This is a genomic window from Algoriphagus aquimarinus (genome assembly GCF_007997215.1).
Classification (GTDB): domain Bacteria; phylum Bacteroidota; class Bacteroidia; order Cytophagales; family Cyclobacteriaceae; genus Algoriphagus; species Algoriphagus aquimarinus_A.
Window position 1 is genome coordinate 55,957 of the sequence record NZ_VORW01000009.1, and the last position, 12,221, is coordinate 68,177.

General features: G+C 40.5%; 26 protein-coding genes. All 26 read right to left on the minus strand.

Going from position 1 to position 12,221, the window contains the following annotated elements; all coding sequences use genetic code 11:
• Nucleotides 1-12: 12 nt before the first annotated feature.
• Entirely contained in the window at nucleotides 13-390 is a 378-nt protein-coding gene (rpsM, locus tag ESV85_RS13680; RefSeq protein WP_092894620.1) for a 30S ribosomal protein S13, read from the minus strand.
• 3 nt (nucleotides 391-393) lie between these two features.
• Nucleotides 394-510 carry a 50S ribosomal protein L36 gene (rpmJ, locus tag ESV85_RS13685; RefSeq protein WP_092894928.1) on the minus strand — a complete coding sequence of 39 codons (117 nt, stop codon included), beginning with the start codon at nucleotides 508-510 and terminating at the stop codon, nucleotides 394-396.
• A gap of 7 nt (nucleotides 511-517) precedes the next feature.
• Nucleotides 518-736 (minus strand): translation initiation factor IF-1, encoded by a 219-nt coding sequence (infA, locus tag ESV85_RS13690; RefSeq protein ID WP_057939437.1) that lies wholly within the window; start codon nucleotides 734-736, stop codon nucleotides 518-520.
• Between the two features lies 1 nt (nucleotide 737).
• Nucleotides 738-1,511 (minus strand): type I methionyl aminopeptidase, encoded by a 774-nt coding sequence (gene map, locus ESV85_RS13695; protein WP_146918512.1) that lies wholly within the window; start codon nucleotides 1,509-1,511, stop codon nucleotides 738-740.
• A gap of 1 nt (nucleotide 1,512) precedes the next feature.
• Nucleotides 1,513-2,832: a preprotein translocase subunit SecY gene (gene secY, locus ESV85_RS13700; RefSeq protein WP_146918514.1), complete on the minus strand. Its 1,320-nt coding sequence runs from the start codon at nucleotides 2,830-2,832 to the stop codon at nucleotides 1,513-1,515.
• Between the two features lie 4 nt (nucleotides 2,833-2,836).
• Nucleotides 2,837-3,283 carry a 50S ribosomal protein L15 gene (rplO, locus tag ESV85_RS13705; protein ID WP_146918515.1) on the minus strand — a complete coding sequence of 149 codons (447 nt, stop codon included), beginning with the start codon at nucleotides 3,281-3,283 and terminating at the stop codon, nucleotides 2,837-2,839.
• A gap of 2 nt (nucleotides 3,284-3,285) precedes the next feature.
• Complete coding sequence (rpmD, locus tag ESV85_RS13710) at nucleotides 3,286-3,465, minus strand: 50S ribosomal protein L30 (protein WP_092894624.1); 180 nt, start codon at nucleotides 3,463-3,465, stop codon at nucleotides 3,286-3,288.
• A 5-nt stretch (nucleotides 3,466-3,470) separates the two neighbouring features.
• A complete protein-coding gene (gene rpsE, locus ESV85_RS13715; RefSeq protein ID WP_086539679.1) occupies nucleotides 3,471-3,989 on the minus strand; it encodes a 30S ribosomal protein S5 in 519 nt (172 codons plus the stop codon).
• A gap of 6 nt (nucleotides 3,990-3,995) precedes the next feature.
• Nucleotides 3,996-4,346: a 50S ribosomal protein L18 gene (gene rplR, locus ESV85_RS13720; protein WP_146918517.1), complete on the minus strand. Its 351-nt coding sequence runs from the start codon at nucleotides 4,344-4,346 to the stop codon at nucleotides 3,996-3,998.
• 6 nt (nucleotides 4,347-4,352) lie between these two features.
• Nucleotides 4,353-4,910, minus strand: a complete 558-nt coding sequence (rplF, locus tag ESV85_RS13725; protein ID WP_146918519.1) for a 50S ribosomal protein L6 — start codon at nucleotides 4,908-4,910, stop codon at nucleotides 4,353-4,355.
• 9 nt (nucleotides 4,911-4,919) lie between these two features.
• Entirely contained in the window at nucleotides 4,920-5,315 is a 396-nt protein-coding gene (gene rpsH, locus ESV85_RS13730; protein WP_092894627.1) for a 30S ribosomal protein S8, read from the minus strand.
• A gap of 82 nt (nucleotides 5,316-5,397) precedes the next feature.
• Complete coding sequence (rpsN, locus tag ESV85_RS13735) at nucleotides 5,398-5,667, minus strand: 30S ribosomal protein S14 (protein ID WP_057939446.1); 270 nt, start codon at nucleotides 5,665-5,667, stop codon at nucleotides 5,398-5,400.
• A 2-nt stretch (nucleotides 5,668-5,669) separates the two neighbouring features.
• Nucleotides 5,670-6,230 (minus strand): 50S ribosomal protein L5, encoded by a 561-nt coding sequence (gene rplE, locus ESV85_RS13740; RefSeq protein ID WP_146918520.1) that lies wholly within the window; start codon nucleotides 6,228-6,230, stop codon nucleotides 5,670-5,672.
• A complete protein-coding gene (gene rplX, locus ESV85_RS13745; protein WP_146918522.1) occupies nucleotides 6,223-6,567 on the minus strand; it encodes a 50S ribosomal protein L24 in 345 nt (114 codons plus the stop codon). The genes rplE and rplX overlap by 8 nt, the downstream gene beginning before the upstream one ends.
• A 2-nt stretch (nucleotides 6,568-6,569) precedes the next feature.
• Nucleotides 6,570-6,938, minus strand: coding sequence for a 50S ribosomal protein L14 (gene rplN / locus ESV85_RS13750; RefSeq protein ID WP_086500285.1), 369 nt, complete (start codon nucleotides 6,936-6,938; stop codon nucleotides 6,570-6,572).
• A gap of 2 nt (nucleotides 6,939-6,940) precedes the next feature.
• Nucleotides 6,941-7,204 (minus strand): 30S ribosomal protein S17, encoded by a 264-nt coding sequence (rpsQ, locus tag ESV85_RS13755; protein ID WP_146918524.1) that lies wholly within the window; start codon nucleotides 7,202-7,204, stop codon nucleotides 6,941-6,943.
• Between the two features lie 18 nt (nucleotides 7,205-7,222).
• Complete coding sequence (gene rpmC, locus ESV85_RS13760) at nucleotides 7,223-7,405, minus strand: 50S ribosomal protein L29 (protein WP_092894631.1); 183 nt, start codon at nucleotides 7,403-7,405, stop codon at nucleotides 7,223-7,225.
• A 5-nt stretch (nucleotides 7,406-7,410) separates the two neighbouring features.
• Nucleotides 7,411-7,833, minus strand: coding sequence for a 50S ribosomal protein L16 (gene rplP, locus ESV85_RS13765; RefSeq protein ID WP_146918526.1), 423 nt, complete (start codon nucleotides 7,831-7,833; stop codon nucleotides 7,411-7,413).
• Between the two features lie 23 nt (nucleotides 7,834-7,856).
• The gene (gene rpsC / locus ESV85_RS13770) at nucleotides 7,857-8,588 is read right to left on the minus strand and encodes a 30S ribosomal protein S3 (protein ID WP_057939453.1); all 732 of its coding nucleotides are present in this window, start codon (nucleotides 8,586-8,588) and stop codon (nucleotides 7,857-7,859) included.
• 9 nt (nucleotides 8,589-8,597) lie between these two features.
• The gene (gene rplV, locus ESV85_RS13775; protein WP_092894633.1) at nucleotides 8,598-8,990 is read right to left on the minus strand and encodes a 50S ribosomal protein L22; all 393 of its coding nucleotides are present in this window, start codon (nucleotides 8,988-8,990) and stop codon (nucleotides 8,598-8,600) included.
• A 2-nt stretch (nucleotides 8,991-8,992) separates the two neighbouring features.
• Nucleotides 8,993-9,271, minus strand: coding sequence for a 30S ribosomal protein S19 (gene rpsS / locus ESV85_RS13780; protein ID WP_057939455.1), 279 nt, complete (start codon nucleotides 9,269-9,271; stop codon nucleotides 8,993-8,995).
• 2 nt (nucleotides 9,272-9,273) lie between these two features.
• Complete coding sequence (gene rplB, locus ESV85_RS13785) at nucleotides 9,274-10,098, minus strand: 50S ribosomal protein L2 (protein ID WP_146918528.1); 825 nt, start codon at nucleotides 10,096-10,098, stop codon at nucleotides 9,274-9,276.
• A 13-nt stretch (nucleotides 10,099-10,111) separates the two neighbouring features.
• The gene (rplW, locus tag ESV85_RS13790) at nucleotides 10,112-10,399 is read right to left on the minus strand and encodes a 50S ribosomal protein L23 (protein WP_092894635.1); all 288 of its coding nucleotides are present in this window, start codon (nucleotides 10,397-10,399) and stop codon (nucleotides 10,112-10,114) included.
• A 4-nt stretch (nucleotides 10,400-10,403) separates the two neighbouring features.
• The gene (rplD, locus tag ESV85_RS13795; RefSeq protein ID WP_092894636.1) at nucleotides 10,404-11,033 is read right to left on the minus strand and encodes a 50S ribosomal protein L4; all 630 of its coding nucleotides are present in this window, start codon (nucleotides 11,031-11,033) and stop codon (nucleotides 10,404-10,406) included.
• Between the two features lie 3 nt (nucleotides 11,034-11,036).
• On the minus strand, nucleotides 11,037-11,669 hold the full coding sequence (gene rplC / locus ESV85_RS13800) for a 50S ribosomal protein L3 (protein ID WP_146918530.1): 633 nt from the start codon (nucleotides 11,667-11,669) through the stop codon (nucleotides 11,037-11,039).
• Nucleotides 11,670-11,907: 238 nt separating this feature from the next.
• Nucleotides 11,908-12,213, minus strand: a complete 306-nt coding sequence (gene rpsJ / locus ESV85_RS13805) for a 30S ribosomal protein S10 (RefSeq protein WP_008203035.1) — start codon at nucleotides 12,211-12,213, stop codon at nucleotides 11,908-11,910.
• Between the last annotated feature and the right edge of the window lie 8 nt (nucleotides 12,214-12,221).

Genomic DNA, 12,221 nt, shown 5'->3' on the forward strand with positions numbered 1-12,221 from the left:
CTAAATCAGGTTTTATTTAGTTGCTTTCTTCTTGTTAGCAACTGTTTTTCTCTTACCCTTCCTTGTTCTGGCGTTGTTCTTGGTATGCTGACCACGAACTGGAAGTCCTTTTCTGTGTCTCAAACCTCTGTAGCAACCGATATCTTGTAGTCGCTTGATGTTCAATTGGATCTCTGACTTCAGTACACCTTCTGTTCTGAACTCTTCAGCGATAATGTTACGGATGGAAGTTGACTCATCGTCATCCCACTCACCAGCTTTCTTGTCGAAAGAGATGCCGGCTTTAGTCAAAATAGCCTTGGCTGCACTTCTCCCAATTCCGAAGATATAGGTAAGTCCGATCACGCCACGCTTATTGTCTGGTATATCTACCCCTGCAATTCTAGCCATAATTTAACCTTGTCTTTGTTTAAACTTAGGATTCTTCTTATTGATGACATACAACACTCCTTTTCTACGGATCAATTTGCAGTCAGCACTCCTTTTTTTGATAGATGTTCTTACTTTCATCTCAGTCTTATTTATATCGATATACAATTCTGCCTTTACTCAAATCATAGGGAGACAGTTCCAATTTCACTCGATCACCTGGAAGGATCTTGATATAATTCATTCGCATTTTACCAGAAATATGGGCGATCAACTGATGTCCATTTTCTAATTCAACTTTGAACATCGCATTAGACAATGCTTCCTTAATGGTACCGTCCTGCTCTATTGATGTTTGTTTGGCCATATTAGAATTTAAAATTCTCTTCTATGTATTTATGAGAGGTTAATACCTCTGTTCTATCTTCAAATATCGCTACTGTATGCTCATAATGTGCTGAAGGCTTTCTATCCGCAGTGCGTATAGTCCATCCGTCGCGTTCTTGAACAATATTTCGTGTTCCAAGATTAATCATGGGCTCAATGGCGATCACCATTCCATCTTTCAGTAAAGGACCACTTCCTTTCTTTCCATAATTAGGAACTTCTGGTGCTTCATGTAGATTTTTACCTAATCCATGTCCTACAAGCTCTCTGACTACAGTGTAGCCCTTTGCTTCTACAAACTTTTGGATGGCATTACCCACATCACCGATTCTATTCCCAAAGACAGCTTGCTCAATTCCAATGTAAAGTGAATCTTTGGTGGCTTTTAATAATGCTTTTACAGCAGGGGAGACCTCACCAATAGGGTATGTATAAGCGGAATCGCTATGAAAACCTTGGTGAAAGACTCCACAATCTACTGAGATTATATCGCCATCTTTCAATTCATATGCACTGGGAAAACCATGTACTACTGTTTCATTAACAGAAATACAAAGTGAAGCAGGAAATCCATTGTAGCCCTTAAAAGAAGGAACTCCTTTATGATCCCTGATATACTCCTCAGCAATTTTGTCTAGAAAAGAGGTCTTTACCCCTTCCTTGATATGTTTCGCCACTTCCCCGTGGGCTTTAGCTAGTATATCGGCACTTTCTTTTATTAACTTAACTTCATCAGAAGTCTTGTAATTAATCATCTTAGGCAACTTGGTAATTAGAAGGATTATTCTTCACATTACCACTTTTCATCATGCCTTCGTAATGTCTCATTAACAAGTAACTTTCGATTTGTCTCAAAGTATCCATGATCACCCCTACCATAATAAGTAGAGAAGTACCACCATAGAACTGAGCAAATTCACCACCAACTCCAGATATAATCGCAAGAGCAGGAAGTATAGCTACCGCAGCTAACAGAATAGATCCCGGAAGTGTAATCTTGGAAATGATTCCATCGATAAATTCCGAAGTAGGAGCTCCTGGCTTAATACCGGGAACAAATCCTCCATTTCTCTTCATGTCTTCAGCAATCTGCTCCGGATTAACCGTTATAGCAGTATAGAAGAATGTGAAAAGAATGATCATCAGTGCGAAAAGCAAGTTGTATTGCCATGATGTGAAATCACTGAACGTAGCACCAATATAGTTGGCAATGTCATTCTCTGAAGCCCAAATCTGCGCAATAAGTGCAGGAACGAACATCAAAGACTGAGCAAAGATAATTGGCATAACTCCTGAAGCATTAACCTTAATAGGTATATACTGTCTTTGTCCACCATATACTTTACCGCCTACCACTTGCTTCGCATACTGTACAGGGATTCTTCTAGTAGCTTCTGTCAAGGCTATAACCCCAACGACTACGAAGAACAATACAGCTGCTTCAATAAGAAGTAGTAACATACCTGAAGTACCCTTCTCAAGACCCTCTGCTATAAGCGCACCAGGAAATCTTGAAATGATACCAATCATAATTAGCATAGAGATACCGTTACCTATACCTTTTTCAGTGATTTTCTCTCCAAGCCACATGCAAAACATGGTACCAGCAGAAAGTAAAATCAAAGAACTAAACATAAATAGAGTAGAACTAACCATCACAGCTCCTGTAGGCATAATAGTAGCGGATACATAACCGATACCTTGTGCTATTGTGATCAAGATGGTCAAAACTCGAGTGATCTGGTTGATTCTTTTTCTTCCAGATTCACCCTCTTTTTGCATTTTCTGAAAATATGGTACTCCGACAGTCAATAACTGCAACACAATGGATGCAGATATATACGGCATAATGCCCAGACCGAAGATAGACGCGTTACTGAACGCTCCACCAAGGAAGGTATCGATCAATCCAAAGATTCCTTCTGGTGCATCTCCTAAACGAGAAGGATCAACACCTGGAAGAACTATGAACGACCCTAATCTGAATATGATCAGAAAACCGATCGTATTCATGATTCTAACTCTAAGGTCTTCGATAGAGAAAATGTTCTTAACTGTCGAAATAAACTTTTTCATTAAATTAAATTGTGTTTACCGTTCCACCCGCTTTCTCAATAGCTACTACTGCAGTAGCCGAGAATTTGTGAGCAGTTACGTCTAATTTGGACTTCAATTCACCTCCACCGAGGATTTTGATTTTGTCATTCTTAGAAGCAATTCCATGAGAAACAATAGTCTCCATGTTTACTACGTCAAGATTGTACTGCTCAGCAAGGCTTTGCAATGTATCCAAATTAACTGGTTTGAACTCAACTCTATTCAAGCTTTTGAATCCAAATTTAGGAACTCTTCTCTGAAGAGGCATTTGACCACCTTCAAAACCTAATTTAGACTTATAACCTGATCTTGATTTAGCTCCTTTGTGACCTCTTGTAGAAGTTCCACCTCTACCTGAACCTGTACCTCTACCAATTCTCTTACGATTTTTGGTAGATCCTTCAGCTGGTGTTAATGTATGCAGTTTCATAATTAAGCTTCCTCCACTTTTACAAGGTGATTAACTTTATTTACCATACCTGCAATCTGTGGCGTATTTTCTACGATCACTGATTTGCTGATACGACCAAGACCTAGAGCAGTGATAGTTGCTTTTTGATCCTTTGGTCTATCGATGGTACTTTTCGTTTGCGTGATTTTGATTTTAGCCATGATGATTATCCGTTAAACACTTTAGACATTTTAACACCTCTCTGTTGTGAAACAGCGATAGCATCTCTTAGCTGAACCAAGGCTTCGATAGTCGCCTTTACCACGTTATGAGGATTGGATGATCCTTTGGATTTAGCTAGTACGTCTGTAACGCCAGCACTTTCCAAAACTGCTCGCATTGCGCCACCTGCGATAACGCCGGTACCTGGTGCTGCTGGTTTGATCAAAACAAATCCTCCGCCGAATTTACCAATTTGCTCATGAGGGATAGTACCCTTCAAGATTGGCACTTTCACCAAATTCTTCTTTGCATCTTCGATACCCTTAGTGATAGCATCAGTTACTTCATTGGCTTTACCCAATCCGTAACCAACAACACCTTGGCCATCTCCTACTACAACAATTGCTGAAAAAGAGAATCTTCTACCACCTTTTACCACTTTGGCTACTCGGTTAATAGCTACTACTTTTTCTTTTAAATCTGTATCTGTAGCCCTGATAGGCTTTCTTCTTAGTTGAGACATAGCTTATTAAAATTTAAGGCCTCCTTCTCTGGCACCATCTGCCAAAGCTTTCACATTCCCATGATACAAGTAGCCATTTCTGTCAAATACTACGGATTCTACTCCGTTTGCAACAGCTCTTTCAGCAAGTTTTTTACCTACCTCTTTAGATACTGATACATTAGTGTTAGCCTTTGCTCCCAATTCCTTGGAAGAAGCCTGGGCTAAAGTCTGACCCTTAAGGTCATCAACAAGCTGCGCATATATGCCAGTATTGCTTTTGAAAACTGACAAACGAGGTCTGGAATCTGTACCAGAAATCTTTCTTCTGATACCCTGCTTGATTCTAAGTCTTCTGGAATTCTTATTAAATGCCATAACCTATTATTTTTTACCGGCAGTCTTACCAGCCTTACGTCTAACTTGTTCACCAATGAAGCGCACACCTTTTCCTTTGTAAGGTTCAACCTTACGAAGAGATCTGATTTTCGCTGCCACTTGTCCAATCAATTCCTTATCAATTGACTCCAAAGTAATGATTGGATTTTTACCTTTAGGAGTTTCTGTCTTCAATGATACCTCTTCAGGTAACATGAAGTAGATACCGTGAGAATAACCAAGATTCAATTCTAGAATCTGACCTTGGTTAGAAGCCTTATAACCTACACCCACAAGCTCAAGATCTTTCTTGTATCCTTCAGAAACACCAATCACCATATTGTTGATTAATGATCTGTAAAGACCGTGAATAGACTTGTGTCTTTTGGAATCGGTAGGACGCGCAACAACTACTTCGTTGTTTTCTACTTTCACTTGAATATCGGGATTCACATCCTGAGTCAGTGTACCCTTTGGACCTTTAACAGTCACAGTTCCATGAGCTGTGACGTCTACAGTAACACCGCTGGGTATATTTATTGGTTTTTTACCTATTCTAGACATGATTGTAAATTAGTATACGTAGCAAAGAACTTCTCCACCTACACCCTCTGTGCGGGCTTCTTTGTCTGTCATCACACCTTTAGATGTGGAAACGATTGCTATTCCTAGTCCGTTGATTACTCTTGGAAGCTCCGTATGTTTCACATATTTTCTCAAACCTGGCGTACTAACTCTCTTCAAGCTTACAATAGCATTTTGCTTAGTAACAGGATTGAATTTCAGAGCAATTTTGATGGAACCTTGAGGGCCATTTTCTTCAAACTTGTAATTCTGAATATATCCTTTCTCGTGCAATACTTTTGTAATCTCTTTCTTGATGTTAGAAGCAGGAATTTCTACGATTCGGTGAGACGCCTTAATGGCGTTTCTCAACCTTGTCAGATAATCAGCTATTGGATCAGTCATTGTATTTTATAGTCTAGCTACACCCGTTTTGGGCGTGCAAAGTTACGAATTGATTTTTATAATAAAAACTACTGTCGTTTTTTTACCAGCTGGACTTAGTCACTCCAGGGATCTTGCCTGCTGAGGCCATTTCTCTGAAGGTTACCCTGTTGATACCGAACTTTCTCATGTAGCCTTTAGGGCGACCAGTTAGTTTACATCTGTTGTGAAGTCTAACTGGAGATGCGTTCTTTGGCAATTTATCAAGAGCTTCATAATCACCGGCTGCTTTCAGCGCGGCTCTTCTATCAGCATACTTGGCTACCAGACGCTCTCTTTTTCTCTCACGAGCTTTGATTGACTCTTTTGCCATGACTATTCTTCTTTAGTTTTTTTAACGAAAGGCATTCCGAAAGCCTTGAACAATTCTAGACTTTCCTCATCTGTTTTAGCAGAGGTAACGAATGTAATATCCATACCTGAGATTCTGTTGACTTTCTCGATGCTGATCTCAGGAAAGATGATTTGCTCTTGCACACCTAGTGTATAATTGCCTCTTCCGTCAAAACCTTTATCAGAAATACCTTTGAAATCTCTCACACGTGGAAGTGCAATTGCGATCAAACGATCAAGGAATTCATACATTGTCTTACCTCTCAAAGTAACCTTAGCTCCGATAGGCATTCCTTCTCTCAACTTAAAGTTGGAAACAGAAGTTTTTGCGATAGTCGAAACAGCTCTTTGACCAGTGATCAAAGAAAGCTCTTCTACACCTTGATCAACCAATTTCTTATCAGCAACAGCAGCGCCTATACCTTTATTGAGAACAATTTTCTCCAACTTAGGCACTTGCATTACTGAAGCATATTGAAATTTCTCTTTCAACGCAGGGACGATTTCGTCCACATATTTTTGCTTGATTCTTGGATTAGCCATTGATTACCTCCCCAGTTTTCTTAGAGTATCTTACTAATTTACCATTTTCACCTGCTTTGCGACCTGTTCTAGTGGCTTCACCAGTTTTAGGATCTACAAGCTTAAGGTTACTAATATGCATTGCAGCTTCTTTCTTATCGATTCCACCCTGAGGCTTAGCCGCAGTAGGCTTCACGTGTTTAGTGATCATGTTAAGACCCTCAACGATTGCTCTACTTTTTTGCTTATCTACAGAAACTACTTTCCCTGTTTTGCCTTTATCATCGCCTGCGATCACTTTTACAGTATCACCGGTTTTGATGTGAAGCTTTGTTTGCTTGTTCATTTTTCTTTCCATGATTACAATACTTCAGGGGCCAAAGAAACGATTTTCATGAACTGCTTCTCTCTCAACTCTCTAGCCACTGGGCCAAAGATACGTGTGCCTCTTGGCTCATCATTGTTGTTCAATAACACAGCTGCGTTATCCTCGAAACGAATATAAGAACCGTCTTTTCTTCTTATTTCTTTACGAGTACGCACGATTACCGCTCTTGATACGGTACCTTTTTTCATGCTGCTGGAAGAAAGAGCAGATTTTACTGTCACAACGACTTTGTCGCCGATAGAAGCATATCTCTTCTTTGTTCCTCCCAATACGCGGATCACTAATACCTCTTTGGCACCAGAATTATCCGCTACGCTTAGTCTTGATTCTTGCTGGATCATAATTACTTAGCCCTTTCAATAATTTCAACTACTCTCCAACGCTTGTTCTTACTCAGCGGACGAGTTTCGCTTATTTTCACGAGGTCACCTGGGTTACACTCGTTGGTCTCGTCATGAGCCATAAATTTGGTTGTTTTGGTGACAAACTTACCGTAGATAGCGTGCTTTACGCGACGCTCTATCACTACAGTGATGGACTTGTCCATCTTGTTGCTAACCACCTTACCAACTCTTTCTTTTCGAAGATTTCTCTCTATCGTAGCCATATTCTTTTTGTTAGCTAGTTATTTGGCAGCCAATGCAGTCTTTAATCTTGCGATAAAGCGCTTGGTCTCGCGGATTCTGTTAGGATTCTCTATAGGAGATATCGAGTGCGCAAACCTAAGTTTGGTTAGACTCTCCTGCTCAGCGACAAGTCGCTCGGCGATTTCACTTACTGAAAGTGAATTGATTTCTGTATTTTTCATAGTGCTTATAATTCAGCGTAATCTCTACGAACAACAAATCTAGTACTTACAGGTAGCTTTTGCTGTGCAAGTCTTAACGCCGCTTGTGCTGTTTCCAGGTTTACACCTGTAGCTTCGAAAAGGATCGTTCCTGGTTTGATAACTGCTACCCAATATTCAGGAGCACCTTTACCTTTACCCATACGAACCTCCGCTGGCTTTTTCGTGATAGGCTTGTCAGGAAAAATTCTGATCCAAACCTGTCCTTCTCTTTTCATTGCTCTCGTCATTGCGATACGAGCTGCCTCGATCTGACGGGATGTTATCCATCCTGGCTCAAGGGACTTGATGCCAAAGTTGCCAAAAGAAAGCGTGTGCCCTCTTTGTGCAATGCCTTTGACACGGCCCTTTTGCATTTTCCTATACTTAGTTCTTTTTGGCTGTAACATGAGTTCTCACTTATGGGTGAAAATTAGTTATTTCTTTTTCTTCGTCTTGGACCATCGTTTCTCTTAGGGCCTGCATTACGAGCACCCTTTGGCTCATTAGCTGCACCTTGATTAGGAGAAAGATCTCTCTTACCGTACACTTCACCTTTGAAAATCCAAACTTTGATTCCGATAAGTCCATAAACCGTAAGGGCTTCTGAAAGTGCGTAATCAATATCTGCTCTCAATGTGTGAAGAGGAATTCTTCCTTCTTTGTACATTTCAGAACGGGCCATTTCGGCTCCGCCTAGACGTCCAGAAAGTTTAACTTTGATTCCTTCCGCTCCCACTCTCATGGATGCTGCAATAGCTTGCTTCATAGCTCTTCTGAAAGAAATTCTTGCTTGAAGCTGCTGAGCGATTGATTCACCTACCAATTTCGCATCCAATTCAGGACGCTTGATCTCAAAGATATTAATTTGAATATCCTTATTAGTGATATTCTTAAGCTCTTCTTTCAGTTTATCTACTTCGGCTCCACCTTTACCAATTACAACACCTGGACGGGCAGTATGTATCGTAAGAGTGATTCTCTTAAGCGTACGCTCAATAATCACCTTAGAAATACCTCCCTTAGGAATTCTGGCAAGGACGTACTTACGGATCTTTTGATCTTCGTGTAGTTTTTCAGCAAAGTCTTTCCCACCATACCAGTTGGAATCCCAGCCTTTGACTACACCAAGTCTAAATCCTATTGGGTTGATCTTTTGTCCCATAGTCTGTTCTTAATTTGCCTTTTCGTTTGTTTCTACTACATCAGCGGTAACAGACTGGTCGTTGAATGAATCAACTACTAGGGTTACATGATTTGATCTCTTGCGGATTCTGTGGCCTCTACCTTGAGGAGCTGGTCTTAATCTCTTAAGCATTCTACCTTCATCTACCATTAAAGTCTTGATGAAAAGGTCAGCCTCTTCTAATTTGGCATCAGGGTTTTTCGCCTGCCAGTTGGCAACAGCGGAAAGCAACAACTTCTCAAGTCGAATAGCTCCATGATTAGGAGTAAACTTCAAAATGGTAAGTGCCATTCCTACTCTCTTGCCTCTGACAAGGTCAGCCACAAGGCGCATCTTACGCGGAGAGGTAGGTACATTATTTAATTTTGCTAATGCTTCCATGATTATCTCTTTCCTTTATCTTTTTTGGCAATGTGGCCTCTGAAATTTCTGGTAGGAGCAAATTCACCTAGCTTATGACCTACCATGTTGTCTGTTACAAATACCGGAATGAATTTATTCCCATTATGCACAGCGAAGGTATGTCCTACGAAATCTGGAGAAATCATTGATTTTCTTGACCAAGTCTTGATTACCGATTTCTTTCCTGATTCGTTCTGAGCATCCACTTTCTTCACAAGATGGTGCTCGATATAAGGACCTTTTTTTAATGAACGTGCCATAATTATTTAGATCTTTTGCTTACGATGAACTTGTTTGAATACTTCTTAGGAGATCTTGTTTTCTTACCTTTAGACAATAGACCTTTTCTAGATCTAGGATGTCCTCCAGAAGAACGACCTTCACCACCACCCATTGGGTGATCTACTGGGTTCATCGCAACACCTCTTACACGAGGTCTTGATCCGAGCCATCTTTTACGACCGGCTTTACCCAATACTACGTTCATGTGATCACCATTGGAAACAGTCCCAACAGTTGCCATACACGTATTTAGTACAAGTCTCATCTCACCAGACGGAAGTTTTACTGTCACGTATTTCCCATCACGGGCTACGATCTGTGCATAACCTCCAGCACTTCTTACCATTGCGGCTCCTTTGCCTGGCTTCAATTCCACACAGTGTACAATTGTACCCATTGGAATGTTAGCTACTGGCATTGCGTTACCCACTTCTGGAGCAACGTGCTCACCGGAAATCACTGTTTGTCCTACTGACAAACCTTCCGGGGCGATAATGTAGGCCTTAGCACCATCTGCATAATATAGTAGAGCAAGACGAGCCGTTCTGTTTGGATCATACTCGATAGCTTTCACTGTCGCTGGTACACCAAACTTAGTTCTTTTGAAGTCTACGATACGTAGTCTTCTCTTATGACCACCACCGATATTGCGGACGGTCATTTTGCCTTCATTATTTCGTCCACCTGACTTCTTGATAGGAGCAAGAAGAGATTTTTCCGGCTTCGACGCAGTTATCTCGTCAAATGCTGGAGCTACTCTGAATCTTGTCCCTGGAGTTACAGGCTTCAACTTTTTAATTGCCATGATATAGATTCAATTAAATTTCTCCGTAAAAATCAATCACTTCACCATCGGCTACTTGCACGATTGCTTTCTTAAAAGCGTTGGTAAAGCCTGAAACCACTTTCGCTTTGGTGTATCTAGATTTATGCTTTCCAGCATATCTGATGGTTCTGATAGAAACCACTTTCACACCAAACGTTTTCTCTACAGCGTGTTTGATTTCTGGTTTCTTCGCAGTTTTTTCCACGATGAATCCATAAACGCCTCTTTCGTTCATGGCAGAAATCTTTTCTGTAATTAAAGGCTGCTTTAGAATATCCATTGTCTTATTTCGATAAAATGGTTTCCAACTTACTGATAGAACCTTCACAGATCACAAGGTGATCAGCATTTAGAACTTGGTAAGTATTTACATCATTTACAGTCACAACTTTTGCCTTTGGCAAGTTTCTGCTGGCTAAGAATACGTTAGTATTTTCCTCAGGAAGTACTAGCAACGTCTTCTTATCTCCAAGAGACAAACCGTTAAGCAATGCCATGTAGCTCTTAGTCTTTGGTGCATCTAAAGTGATGCTTTCCAATACTGACAAGCTGTTCTCTTTCACTTTATAAGCAAGTGCAGATTTTCTGGCTAGTTGTTTTACCTTTTTATTCAATTTGAAAGAATAGTCTCTTGGCTGTGGACCAAATACTCTTCCTCCTCCTCGGAATAGTGGCGACTTGATAGATCCAGCACGTGCACTACCAGTGCCCTTTTGCTTTTTGATCTTACGAGTAGAACCAGCTATCTCATTTCTTTCTTTAGACTTGTGCGTACCTTGTCTTTGGTTAGCCAAGTACTGCTTGACATCAAGGTATATCGCGTGATCGTTAGGAACGATTGCGAAGATCTCATCAGACAAGCTGATTTTTCTACCTGTGTCTTCTCCTTTTTGATTAATTACTGCTAATTCCATGGCTTACTTCTCTAGAATAACGAAAGAATTTTTAGGACCAGGTACAGAACCAGAAACCAATAATAGGTTTTTGTCAGCATAGATTTTCAACACTTTAAGGTTGACTACCTTTACTCTGTCCCCACCAGTTCTACCAGCCATTCTCATTCCTTTGAATACTCTGGATGGCCAAGAACACGCACCAATTGAACCTGGGTGTCTACCTCTGTTATGCTGACCGTGAGTTTGTCCACCCACACCAGCAAAACCATGACGCTTTACTACACCCTGGAATCCTTTACCTTTTGAAGTTCCGATAGCATCTATGAAGTCACCTTCAATAAATACTTCACCAGCCTTCACAGTAGCCCCTAGATTTACCTGGCCTTCAAACTCAACCCGGAAATCTCTGAACTCAACAACTTTGCGCTTTGGAGTTGTACCAGCCTTTTTAAAATGGCCGATCAATGGTTTAGGCGTATTTTTCTCTTTACGCTCACCATAACCCAACTGCACAGCGTTGTACCCGTCTGTTTCAACGTTTTTTACTTGCGTCACTACACAAGGACCAGCTTCTATTAGCGTGCATGCGACGTTACGTCCATCGGCACTGAAAATGCTAGTCATTCCTACTTTTCTACCTATTATACCAGACATCTTTTATAAGATAATATAATCCCCCACATGCATTTAGCTGTCGGGGTCCCCTTTAAAGGACTGCAAAGTTACTGAAATTAAATTCTGCAACAAATCCGTAATCCTAAATTTTCTATGTAATATGAAATATTTCAATTGTGACTCAGGCATTTATAGCCATAGTCACTCTATAATCGGGCTCTAGAGCAAAAAAAACCTGCTTCGAAAAGCAGGTTTTTTTAATATTAATCCAGTTCGATCAAACTTTGATCTCTACATCAACTCCACTAGGAAGCTCGATTTTCATCAAAGCATCTACAGTTTTGGAAGAGTTAGAATAGATATCAACCAATCTTTTGTATGTACAAAGTTGGTACTGATCTCTAGCTTTTTTACTTACGTGTGGAGACTTCAATACTGTGAATTTCTCCTTTTTAGTAGGCAATGGAATTGGACCTACTACTACTGCACCAGTGGCTTTCACTGCCTTTACAATCTTCTCTGATGACTTATCCACCAGGCTGTGATCGTATGATTTTAGTTTTATTCTGATTTTCTGATTCATCGCAAATA

What these genes read in the sequence shown, in the direction of transcription:
- rpsM (WP_092894620.1), bottom strand. Translation starts at nt 390, where the DNA reads ATGGCTAGAATTGCAGGGGTAGATATACCAGACAATAAGCGTGGCGTG.
- rpmJ (WP_092894928.1), bottom strand. Translation starts at nt 510, where the DNA reads ATGAAAGTAAGAACATCTATCAAAAAAAGGAGTGCTGACTGCAAATTG.
- infA (WP_057939437.1), bottom strand. Translation starts at nt 736, where the DNA reads ATGGCCAAACAAACATCAATAGAGCAGGACGGTACCATTAAGGAAGCA.
- map (WP_146918512.1), bottom strand. Translation starts at nt 1,511, where the DNA reads ATGATTAATTACAAGACTTCTGATGAAGTTAAGTTAATAAAAGAAAGT.
- secY (WP_146918514.1), bottom strand. Translation starts at nt 2,832, where the DNA reads ATGAAAAAGTTTATTTCGACAGTTAAGAACATTTTCTCTATCGAAGAC.
- rplO (WP_146918515.1), bottom strand. Translation starts at nt 3,283, where the DNA reads ATGAAACTGCATACATTAACACCAGCTGAAGGATCTACCAAAAATCGT.
- rpmD (WP_092894624.1), bottom strand. Translation starts at nt 3,465, where the DNA reads ATGGCTAAAATCAAAATCACGCAAACGAAAAGTACCATCGATAGACCA.
- rpsE (WP_086539679.1), bottom strand. Translation starts at nt 3,989, where the DNA reads ATGTCTCAACTAAGAAGAAAGCCTATCAGGGCTACAGATACAGATTTA.
- rplR (WP_146918517.1), bottom strand. Translation starts at nt 4,346, where the DNA reads ATGGCATTTAATAAGAATTCCAGAAGACTTAGAATCAAGCAGGGTATC.
- rplF (WP_146918519.1), bottom strand. Translation starts at nt 4,910, where the DNA reads ATGTCTAGAATAGGTAAAAAACCAATAAATATACCCAGCGGTGTTACT.
- rpsH (WP_092894627.1), bottom strand. Translation starts at nt 5,315, where the DNA reads ATGACTGATCCAATAGCTGATTATCTGACAAGGTTGAGAAACGCCATT.
- rpsN (WP_057939446.1), bottom strand. Translation starts at nt 5,667, where the DNA reads ATGGCAAAAGAGTCAATCAAAGCTCGTGAGAGAAAAAGAGAGCGTCTG.
- rplE (WP_146918520.1), bottom strand. Translation starts at nt 6,230, where the DNA reads ATGGCTAATCCAAGAATCAAGCAAAAATATGTGGACGAAATCGTCCCT.
- rplX (WP_146918522.1), bottom strand. Translation starts at nt 6,567, where the DNA reads ATGGAAAGAAAAATGAACAAGCAAACAAAGCTTCACATCAAAACCGGT.
- rplN (WP_086500285.1), bottom strand. Translation starts at nt 6,938, where the DNA reads ATGATCCAGCAAGAATCAAGACTAAGCGTAGCGGATAATTCTGGTGCC.
- rpsQ (WP_146918524.1), bottom strand. Translation starts at nt 7,204, where the DNA reads ATGGCTACGATAGAGAGAAATCTTCGAAAAGAAAGAGTTGGTAAGGTG.
- rpmC (WP_092894631.1), bottom strand. Translation starts at nt 7,405, where the DNA reads ATGAAAAATACAGAAATCAATTCACTTTCAGTAAGTGAAATCGCCGAG.
- rplP (WP_146918526.1), bottom strand. Translation starts at nt 7,833, where the DNA reads ATGTTACAGCCAAAAAGAACTAAGTATAGGAAAATGCAAAAGGGCCGT.
- rpsC (WP_057939453.1), bottom strand. Translation starts at nt 8,588, where the DNA reads ATGGGACAAAAGATCAACCCAATAGGATTTAGACTTGGTGTAGTCAAA.
- rplV (WP_092894633.1), bottom strand. Translation starts at nt 8,990, where the DNA reads ATGGAAGCATTAGCAAAATTAAATAATGTACCTACCTCTCCGCGTAAG.
- rpsS (WP_057939455.1), bottom strand. Translation starts at nt 9,271, where the DNA reads ATGGCACGTTCATTAAAAAAAGGTCCTTATATCGAGCACCATCTTGTG.
- rplB (WP_146918528.1), bottom strand. Translation starts at nt 10,098, where the DNA reads ATGGCAATTAAAAAGTTGAAGCCTGTAACTCCAGGGACAAGATTCAGA.
- rplW (WP_092894635.1), bottom strand. Translation starts at nt 10,399, where the DNA reads ATGGATATTCTAAAGCAGCCTTTAATTACAGAAAAGATTTCTGCCATG.
- rplD (WP_092894636.1), bottom strand. Translation starts at nt 11,033, where the DNA reads ATGGAATTAGCAGTAATTAATCAAAAAGGAGAAGACACAGGTAGAAAA.
- rplC (WP_146918530.1), bottom strand. Translation starts at nt 11,669, where the DNA reads ATGTCTGGTATAATAGGTAGAAAAGTAGGAATGACTAGCATTTTCAGT.
- rpsJ (WP_008203035.1), bottom strand. Translation starts at nt 12,213, where the DNA reads ATGAATCAGAAAATCAGAATAAAACTAAAATCATACGATCACAGCCTG.